At 68.1% G+C, this 8235-nt stretch carries 11 protein-coding genes; 3 read left to right on the top strand and 8 right to left on the bottom strand.

Features of this window, described 5'->3' with window-relative positions:
- From KIT86_RS23300 to KIT86_RS23270, 7 genes are all read right to left on the bottom strand, one after another.
- Positions 1 to 88 (bottom strand): hypothetical protein (locus KIT86_RS23300; RefSeq protein WP_297402838.1); only part of this gene is annotated, 88 nt, incomplete at its 3' end.
- 81 nt (positions 89 to 169) lie between these two features.
- The gene (locus tag KIT86_RS23295) at positions 170 to 1270 is read right to left on the bottom strand and encodes a class 1 fructose-bisphosphatase (RefSeq protein WP_297402836.1); all 1101 of its coding nucleotides are present in this window, start codon (positions 1268 to 1270) and stop codon (positions 170 to 172) included.
- Positions 1261 to 2022, bottom strand: a complete 762-nt coding sequence (gene rpe / locus KIT86_RS23290) for a ribulose-phosphate 3-epimerase (RefSeq protein ID WP_297402834.1) — start codon at positions 2020 to 2022, stop codon at positions 1261 to 1263. Before rpe ends, KIT86_RS23295 begins: the two co-directional genes overlap by 10 nt.
- A 34-nt stretch (positions 2023 to 2056) precedes the next feature.
- The gene (locus tag KIT86_RS23285) at positions 2057 to 2827 is read right to left on the bottom strand and encodes an HAD-IA family hydrolase (protein WP_297402830.1); all 771 of its coding nucleotides are present in this window, start codon (positions 2825 to 2827) and stop codon (positions 2057 to 2059) included.
- Positions 2820 to 3788: a CbbX protein gene (gene cbbX, locus KIT86_RS23280; RefSeq protein WP_297402828.1), complete on the bottom strand. Its 969-nt coding sequence runs from the start codon at positions 3786 to 3788 to the stop codon at positions 2820 to 2822. The genes KIT86_RS23285 and cbbX overlap by 8 nt, the downstream gene beginning before the upstream one ends.
- Before the next feature lie 20 nt (positions 3789 to 3808).
- Positions 3809 to 4258: a ribulose bisphosphate carboxylase small subunit gene (locus KIT86_RS23275; RefSeq protein WP_297402826.1), complete on the bottom strand. Its 450-nt coding sequence runs from the start codon at positions 4256 to 4258 to the stop codon at positions 3809 to 3811.
- A gap of 61 nt (positions 4259 to 4319) precedes the next feature.
- Complete coding sequence (locus KIT86_RS23270) at positions 4320 to 5789, bottom strand: form I ribulose bisphosphate carboxylase large subunit (RefSeq protein ID WP_297402824.1); 1470 nt, start codon at positions 5787 to 5789, stop codon at positions 4320 to 4322.
- A gap of 105 nt (positions 5790 to 5894) precedes the next feature.
- Between KIT86_RS23270 and KIT86_RS23265 the strand changes: the two genes are divergently transcribed.
- The 3 genes from KIT86_RS23265 (at position 5895) to KIT86_RS23255 (ending at position 7689) form a co-directional block, all read left to right on the top strand.
- Entirely contained in the window at positions 5895 to 6836 is a 942-nt protein-coding gene (locus KIT86_RS23265; protein WP_297402822.1) for a LysR family transcriptional regulator, read from the top strand.
- Positions 6837 to 7066: 230 nt separating this feature from the next.
- Positions 7067 to 7312: a hypothetical protein gene (locus KIT86_RS23260; protein WP_297402820.1), complete on the top strand. Its 246-nt coding sequence runs from the start codon at positions 7067 to 7069 to the stop codon at positions 7310 to 7312.
- Positions 7313 to 7470: 158 nt separating this feature from the next.
- A complete protein-coding gene (locus KIT86_RS23255) occupies positions 7471 to 7689 on the top strand; it encodes a hypothetical protein (protein ID WP_297402818.1) in 219 nt (72 codons plus the stop codon).
- On the opposite strand, the gene KIT86_RS23250 is transcribed toward KIT86_RS23255, so the two are convergent.
- Positions 7681 to 8175: a GFA family protein gene (locus KIT86_RS23250; RefSeq protein ID WP_297402817.1), complete on the bottom strand. Its 495-nt coding sequence runs from the start codon at positions 8173 to 8175 to the stop codon at positions 7681 to 7683. The genes KIT86_RS23255 and KIT86_RS23250 overlap by 9 nt on opposite strands.
- Between the last annotated feature and the right edge of the window lie 60 nt (positions 8176 to 8235).

Raw genomic sequence — 8235 nt, 5'->3', positions numbered from 1 at the left:
GGAAGATCTGCTCGAAGGTGCGCGTCACCGACGAGGTGCCGGCGCCGGACGATCCGGTGATGGCGATGATGGGGTGGCGTTCGGACATGGCGGGCAGACTGACTTCTTTAAGTGTTTTAGGGCTGCAGCCCGCTCACAGCGGGCGCAGGCAGCTATCGAATGATGAGCATCACAAGGCCATTTCCTCGCGGAACAGGCTGCGCTCGCCGAATAGCGGGTGCGCCAGGTCCAGGTGCTCGGGCGGCTCGGCGTGGTAGCGCTCGATGCGCTCGACCTCGTGCTTCGAGCCGAACACCAGGCCGATGCGCTGGTGCAGGGCCTCGGGCTGCACGCCGAGCATGGGCACGCGCCCGGTGCTGGCGCGGCCACCGGCCTGCTCCATGATGAAACCGATGGGGTTGGCCTCGTAGAGCAGGCGCAGGCGGCCGGGCCGGGCGGCATCTTTCGTGTCCCGGGGATACAGGAACACGCCGCCGCGCATGAGGATGCGGTGCGCCTCGGCCACCATGCTGGCGATCCAGCGCATGTTGAAGTCCTTGGCGCGCGGGCCGGTGCGCCCGGCCAGGCACTCGTCCACGTAGCGCTTGACGGGCGCTTCCCAGAAGCGGCTGTTGGAGGCGTTGATGGCGAACTCCTGCGTGTCGGCGGGCACGGTGAGCTCGGGGTGGGTGAGCATGAATTCGCCGAGGTTGGGGTCGAGGGTGAAGCCGGCCACGCCGTTGCCCACGGTGAGCACGAACATGGTGGTGGGGCCGTAGAGCGCGTAGCCGGCCGCGACCTGCTGCGTGCCGGGTTGCAGGAAGTCGGCTTCGGTGACTTCGCGGTCGTCGGCGGCCGGCGCGCGCAGCACCGAGAAGATGCTGCCCACGGAGACGTTGACGTCGATGTTGCTGGAGCCGTCGAGCGGGTCGAACACCAGCAGGTACTTGCCGCGCGGGTAGGTGCCGGGGATCTGGTACGGCGCTTCCATTTCTTCGGAGGCCATGCCCGCGAGGTGGCCGCCCCACTCGGTGATGCGCAGGAAGTACTCGTTGCTCAGCACGTCGAGTTTCTTCTGCGTCTCGCCCTGCACGTTGACCGTGCCGCCAGCGGCGGCGGCGTGGTTGCCCAGCACGTCGCCCAGTGCCCCGAAGGCGACGGCGCGCGCGATGGCCTTGCAGGCCATGGCCACGTCGAGGATGAGGGCGTTGAAGTCGCCGCTGGCTTCGGGGAAGCGGCGGCGTTCTTCGATCAGGTACTGGGTGAGGGTCTTGCGGCCGGTCAGTGGCATGGTGGGGTTCTCCGCGGGGCGTGGCTGGATGGGAATTCGGGGGTGGCGGCGGCGTGGCGCAGCGCGCTCATGACGCCGTGGTAACCACCGGACGCATCGGCGGCGCCGAAGATGGCGCTGCCGGCCACGCAGATGTCGGCACCGGCCTGCACGATCTCGCCGATGTTGTCGAGCTTGACGCCGCCGTCCACCTCCAGCCCGATCGGCTGGCCGCCGGTGGCCACGTGGGCGTCGATGCGGCGGCGCGCCTCGCGCAGCTTGTGCAGGGTGTGCGCAATGAAGGCCTGGCCGCCGAAGCCGGGGTTCACGCTCATGAGCAGGACCCGGTCGAGCTTGTCCATGACGTGGTCCATCCAGGCCAGCGGCGTGGCGGGGTTGAGCGCGATGCCGGCCTTGCAGCCGTGCGAGCGGATGAGCTGCAGCGTACGGTCCACATGGCGCGAGGCCTCGGGGTGGAAGGTGATGCAGTTGGCACCGGCCTTGGCGAACAGGGGCACGAGCGCGTCCACCGGCTCGACCATGAGGTGCACGTCGATGGGGATCTGCACATGCGGGCGGATGGCCTCGCAGACCAGCGGGCCGATGGTGAGGTTGGGCACGTAGTGGTTGTCCATCACGTCGAAGTGCACGAAGTCGGCGCCGGCCGCTTCGATGGCGCGCACCTCTTCGCCCAGCCGCGCGAAGTCGGCCGAGAGGATGGAGGGCGCCAGCCGCACGGCGCTCGACGGGGTGAACTGGGGCGGTCGGGACATGGTGGGGCGACTCGGTGTGGGAAAAGAAAGAAGCTCAGGCGGACTCGAAGAGCGTGGTGCCGGCGTGCCAGCGCCGCAGCGCCTCCACCGTGACCCAGCGCTGCTCCATGCCGGCCACGCCGCTGGGCAGGAGCTGGCCCACGTCGCCCAGGTGGGGCAGCACGAGCAGGGCGCCGTCGAAGCGGTGGTCGGCGGTGTGCACGGTGGGCGTGACCAGGGTCTGCAGCCCGGCGGCGGCGGCCGCGCGCAGGCCGTTGGCCGAGTCTTCAAAGGCCAGGCAGGCGCTGGCGGGCAGCCCCAGCGCGGCGAGCACCTGCAGGTACACCTGCGGGTCGGGCTTCTTGCGCGGCGCGGTGCAGGCGTCGCCGATGGCGGCGAAGTGGCGCTTCCAGTCGGGGCCCAGCGGGGTGCGCAGCAGGGCGTCGATGTTGGCCGGCGTGGTGGTGGTGGCGATGGCCAGGCGCAGGCCGCTGGCCAGGGCCTCGCGCAGCAGGCGCAGCACACCGGGGCGCAGCGCGAGCTGGCCGCCGCTCACGCGGCTTTCGTACAGGCGCGTCTTGATGGCGTGCACGCGCTCGATGGTGGCCTGGGCCGCCCTGCCGCCGGCCACATCGGGCTCGACCATGCGCCAGTGGTGGGCGATGCGCTCCTTGCCGCCCGAGACCTGCAGCAGGCGGGTGTAGGTGGCGTCGTCCCAGTGCCAGCCCAGGCGCACCTGGTCGAAGGCGTCGTTGAAGGCGGCGCGGTGCGCGGCCTCGGTGTCGGCCAGGGTGCCGTCCACGTCGAAGATGAGGGCTTCAAGCATGGCCGGCCCCTTCGGCGCCTTGGAAGAGGCGGCTGGCCAGGATGTCGGGCGCCTGCAGCGTGGTGAGTTCTTCGGCGGTGAGCTCGCGCTGCGGCTGCGCAAACAGGCGGCTGGCCTGGCGCAGGCGCGCGCGGTCCAGCGCGTTGCGCACGCTGCGCGCGTTGGCGAAGTGCGGCTGCTGCAGGCGCAGGCCCAGGTAGCGCTCGAAGGCCTCGGCGGCCTCGGGGCTGAAGCGGTAGTTCTGCTCGGCCAGCATCTGGCGCGAGATCTGCATCAGCTCGTCGGCGCTGTAGTCGGGGAAAGAGAGGTGGTGGGCGATGCGCGAGCGCATGCCGGGGTTGGACTGGAAGAAGGTGTTCATGCGGTCCTCGTAGCCGGCGAGGATGACCACCAGGTCGTCGCGGTGGTTCTCCATCACCTGCAGCAGGATCTCGATGGCTTCCTGGCCGTAGTCGCGCTCGTTCTCGGGGCGGTAGAGGTAGTAGGCCTCGTCGATGAAGAGCACGCCGCCCATGGCGCGCTTGAGCACCTCGCGCGTCTTGGGCGCGGTGTGGCCGATGTACTGGCCGACCAGGTCGTCGCGCGTGACGGCCACGAGGTGGCCTTTGCGCACATAGCCCAGGCGGTGAAGGATCTGCGCCATGCGCAGGGCCACGGTGGTCTTGCCGGTGCCGGGGTTGCCGGAGAAGCACATGTGCAGGCTGGGCGGCTGCGACGGCAGGCCCAGGTGGGTGCGCAGCTTGTCGATGACGAGCAGCGCGGCGATGTCGCGCACGCGCGCCTTGACGGGCGCCAGGCCCACGAGCTCGTCGTCCAGCTCCCGCAGCACGGCCTCGACCTGGGTGTCGGCCAGCACCGCGCCGACCGAGCGCGCGGGCGGCGTGGCCGGTGCCGGTGCCGCCGCGGTGGTCACGGCGGCATCGGTGGGGGGCGGCGTGCTGCCGGGAATGAGGTACGACATGGCGGCGCGCTCCCGAGCGCTCAGGCGGCGGTGTCGCGGTAGCGTTCACCTTCGGGCTGCACCGCGCCGTAGCCGCGCGTGGTGTAGCGCAGGCTGCGGCCGTTGACCTCCTGGCGCTCCAGCATGAAGCCGGGTTCGCTGGCCGGGCGGTTGACGATGAAGCTCATGGCGATGGTCTCGACGTTGCGCGTCGAGTCGAACGCCATCATGCGGATGTAGTGGCGCGGAAAGGCTTTGCGGCAGGCCTGCAGCTCCTGCAGCACGCCAGCGGCGTCGTGCAGGTCGAACAAGGGGTTGCCGTACATCGACCAGTAGGTGTTGCGCGGGTGCGGGTCGTCGGTGTATTCCACGCTCCAGGCGTAGCCCTTGCGCAGGCCGTACTCGATCTGCGCGGTGATCTCCTGGTCCGTGAGGTCGGGCAGGAAGCTGAACTGGCCTTGCGTGATGCGGCCGGTGGGGTTGGTCATCATGGTGAGAACTCCAAAAAATTTCCGAAGGGGCAGGCAAGCAGCGGCGCAGGCGGTGCGGCGTTCACGCCGCCACTGGCGTGGCCACGTAGTCGCTGCTGTCGGTGCTCTGGTAGTTGAAGCTGATCTCGCCCCAGGTATCGAGCGCGGCCTTGAGCGGGCTGCAGTGCTGCGCGGCCTGCTTGAGGATGGACGGGCCTTCCTGCAGCAGGTCGCGCCCTTCGTTGCGCGCCTTGACCATGGCTTCGAGCGCCACGCGGTTGGCCACCGCGCCGGCCTGGATGCCCATGGGGTGGCCGATGGTGCCGCCGCCGAACTGCAGCACCACGTCGTCGCCAAAGAGCTCGATGAGCTGGTGCATCTGGCCCGCGTGGATGCCGCCCGAGGCCACGGGCATGACCTTCTTGAGGTCGGCCCAGTCCTGGTCGAAGTACAGGCCGCGCGGCAGGTCGGTCTTGGTGTAGCTGTCGCGGCAGACGTTGTAGTAGCCCTGCACGGTGAGCGGGTCGCCTTCGAGCTTGCCCACGGCGGTGCCGGTGTGCAGGTGGTCGCAGCCGGCCAGGCGCAGCCACTTGGCGATCACGCGGAAGCTCACGCCGTGGTTCTTTTGCCGCGTGTAGGTGCCGTGGCCCGCGCGGTGCATGTGCATGATCATGTCGTTCTTGCGGCACCAGTTCGCCATGCTCTGGATGGCGGTGTAGCCGATCACCAGGTCCACCATCACGATCACCGAGCCCAGGTCCCTGGCGAACTCGGCGCGCTCGTACATGTCTTCCATGGTGGCGGCGGTCACGTTCAGGTAGCTGCCCTTGACTTCACCGGTCTCGGCGCTGGCTTTGTTGACCGCGTCCATCACGAACAGGAAGCGGTCGCGCCAGTGCATGAAGGGCTGGCTGTTGATGTTCTCGTCGTCCTTCATGAAGTCCAGCCCGCCCTTGAGGCCCTCGTAAACCACGCGGCCGTAGTTGCGGCCCGACAGGCCGAGCTTGGGCTTGGTGGTGGCGCCCAGCAAGGGGCGGCCGAACTTGTCCAGGCGCTCGCGCTCGACCACCAGGCCGGTGGGCGGGCCCTTGAAGGTCTTCACGTAGGCGACCGGGATGCGGATGTCTTCCAGCCGCGCGGCCTTCAGCGGCTTGAAGCTGAAGACGTTGCCGATCAGGCTCGCCGTCATGTTGGCGATGGAGCCTTCCTCGAACAGGATCAGGTCGTAGGCCACCCAGGCGAAGTACTCGCCCGCGCGGTTGGGCACGGGCTCGACCTTGTAGGCCTTGGCGCGGTAGCTGTCGCAGGCGGTGAGGCGGTCGGTCCACACCACCGTCCAGGTGGCGGTGCTGGACTCGCCGGCCACGGCGGCGGCGGCTTCCTCGGGGTCCACCCCGTCCTGCGGCGTGATGCGGAAGAGGCACAGCGTGTCCGTGTCCTTGGGCACGTAGTCGGGCATCCAGTAACCCATCTGCCGGTACTTGAGCACGCCCGCGCTGTAGCGCTTCTTGGCGTCGGTGATCTCGGTTGATCCAGTGGGGGCGTTGCTCATCGTTGGCTCCAAAAGTGGGGTTTGTCTGGGGTGGAGCGGACTGTAGATTTCAGTTTGAATAAAGTAAATTCACGATTTCTGGAAGTTCGATTAAGGAATTGCTGAATGAAGAACGCCACCTTTCGGCAGCTGCGGGTGTTCAGCGAGGTCGCGCGCCACCTCAGCTTTGCGCGGGCGGCGCAGGTGCTGCACCTCACGCCGCCGGCGGTGACCATGCAGGTCAAGGAGCTGGAAGGGCACGTGGGCATGCCGCTGTTCGAGCGCAACGGCCGCAAGGTGGCGCTGACCACCGTGGGCGAGTACATGCTGGTCTACGCGAGAAAGGTGCTGGCCACGCTCAAGGACGCGGAAGACGCCGCCGCGCGGCTGCAGAAGCTGGAGACCGGCACGCTGGTGATCGGCATGGTGAGCACGGCCAAGTACTTCCTGCCGCACCTGCTGGCCGAGTTCCGGCGCGAGCACGGCAGCATCGACATCCGCCTGGCGGTGAGCAACCGCGAGCAGCTGGTGAAGATGCTGCACGCCAACGAGGTGGACATTGCCATCATGGGCCGCCCGCCCAAGGAGCTGGCCACGCGCGCCGAGCCCTTCGCGGCGCACCCGCACGTGTTTGTGGCGCCGGTGGACCACCCGCTGGCGCAGGCGGGCCACGTGCCCGCGGCGCTGCTGCGCGAGTACGACTTCATCGTTCGCGAGCAGGGCTCGGGCACGCGCGCGGCGCTGGAGAAGTTTCTGGCCGACGAGCACGTGGAGCTGCGCGTGATCATGGAAATGGCGAGCAACGAAACCATCAAGCAGGCCGTGATGGCCGGCATGGGCCTGAGCTTTCTGTCGCTGCACACCATCGGCCTGGAGCTGAGCAACAAGCTCCTGGCCGTGCTGGACGTGGAAGGCGCGCCGGTGGTGCGCGCCTGGAACGTGGTGCACACGCAGTCCAAGCTGCTGTCACCGGCGGCCGAGGCGTTCCGGTACTTTGTGCTGGAGCGGGGGGAGGCTTATCTGGCGGAGAACTTTCCGATGGAGCTGGGAGAGCAAGGCGGCCGTTGAGCAGCCCGCCCTCAGCGCCCACTCAGGCGGCAAGGGCGGCGCTGCACATCGGCACAAGCCGCCATTGCCGTTCGCCGCTTCCCGTTGTCCCTCGTGAAAATTGCCACAACTCCTACAAAGCGATCGCGCCAGCCGTCATATTCTTGCCGCGCAACGGTGGCAGCATGTGCGAAGGAAGTTTCAAGTGCATGCGATCCATCCCTCGTTCAATTGCTTCTGGGAGTGCTTTCGTGTTTACCTACAAGATTTTTGGTGACCATCCTGGCTTTGCCGAAGGGCTGATCTTCAACAGCTGCGTGAAGAACCTGCAGCACCAGCCCGACCTGTGGCTCGACGAGTGCCCGTACCTCTACCCCCGCTCTTCTTCCCGCCTGCCCGAGGGGTTGCGCGTGGTGCAGCTGGCTTCGAGCGAAGAGCACAGCGCCCCGCTGGCCTCCAGGCCCTCGAGCCCGCCGCGCTGGATGCTCGCGGCCTGAGCCATCGGGCCGCCCGCCCCCGCGCCCAGCGGGGCTTCCCCTGTGTGGGACGCCTCCTACACACGCATTTTTGGTCTTCCTACACGGCGCAAACCACTTCAAATTCACACTTGCTTCCTGCTGTCACGGCCCGTTACCGTTGATTCAAGGAGATGGTGATGAAAGAGTTTTTCAAGCTGTGTGTGATCACTGTCGCCGGCATGGCGGCCATCGCCTCCATCCTTCATCTGGCGGTGGCGCTGGGGCAGAACCAGTCGCCCTGGGACGCGCTGATCTACCTCGGCCTGTCCACCGGGGCCCTGGGCCTGATGGGCCTGCTGGACACCGAGAAGCGCCTCGATCAGCAGATGAGCAACGCCCCCGAGGCTTCAGTCTGACGGCGCTTTGCCCACGTGCTGGCGGTGCCAGTCCTTGAGCGAGAAGTCGGGGTATTCGTCAAAACGCGGGTCGCCGCGGCGGCCCTCCACGCGAACCCATGGGGCCTTGGAGCCCAGCATGATGTGCACGTTCGAGGGCGGCACGGGCAGGGGCGTGTCGATGGCGCCCGCGTGCGGGTGCACCAGGTCGGGCCAGCTCGGGTCGTACAGCCAGAGGGCGGTGCCGCAGACACCGCAGAAGTGCCGCTGGCCGGTGCTGTGGCGCACCACCTCGTCGCCGTCGCGGAGGGTGGCCTGGTAGACGCGCAGGTGGCGCTTGCCCTTGACCTTCAGGGTGCGGTGGTCGGCGCCCAGGTTGATGGCGTAGCCGCCGGTGCCGGCTGTCTTGCGGCAGATCGAGCAGTAGCAGCGCATGAAGGGCACGGGCTCGGCCGAGTCGACCGAGAACGTCACCCGGCCACAGTGGCAGGAGCCTTCGAGCTTCATGGCAGGTTGCTGGGGAGCTCTTTCGGTTCTTCCGGCTTGACGGCCTGACCGGCCGCCGCC

Source organism: Hydrogenophaga sp., assembly GCF_026125825.1.
GTDB lineage: Bacteria > Pseudomonadota > Gammaproteobacteria > Burkholderiales > Burkholderiaceae_C > Hydrogenophaga.
The sequence above is the reverse complement of the archived record's forward strand: the minus strand, read 5'-3'. Positions and strand labels throughout refer to the sequence as shown.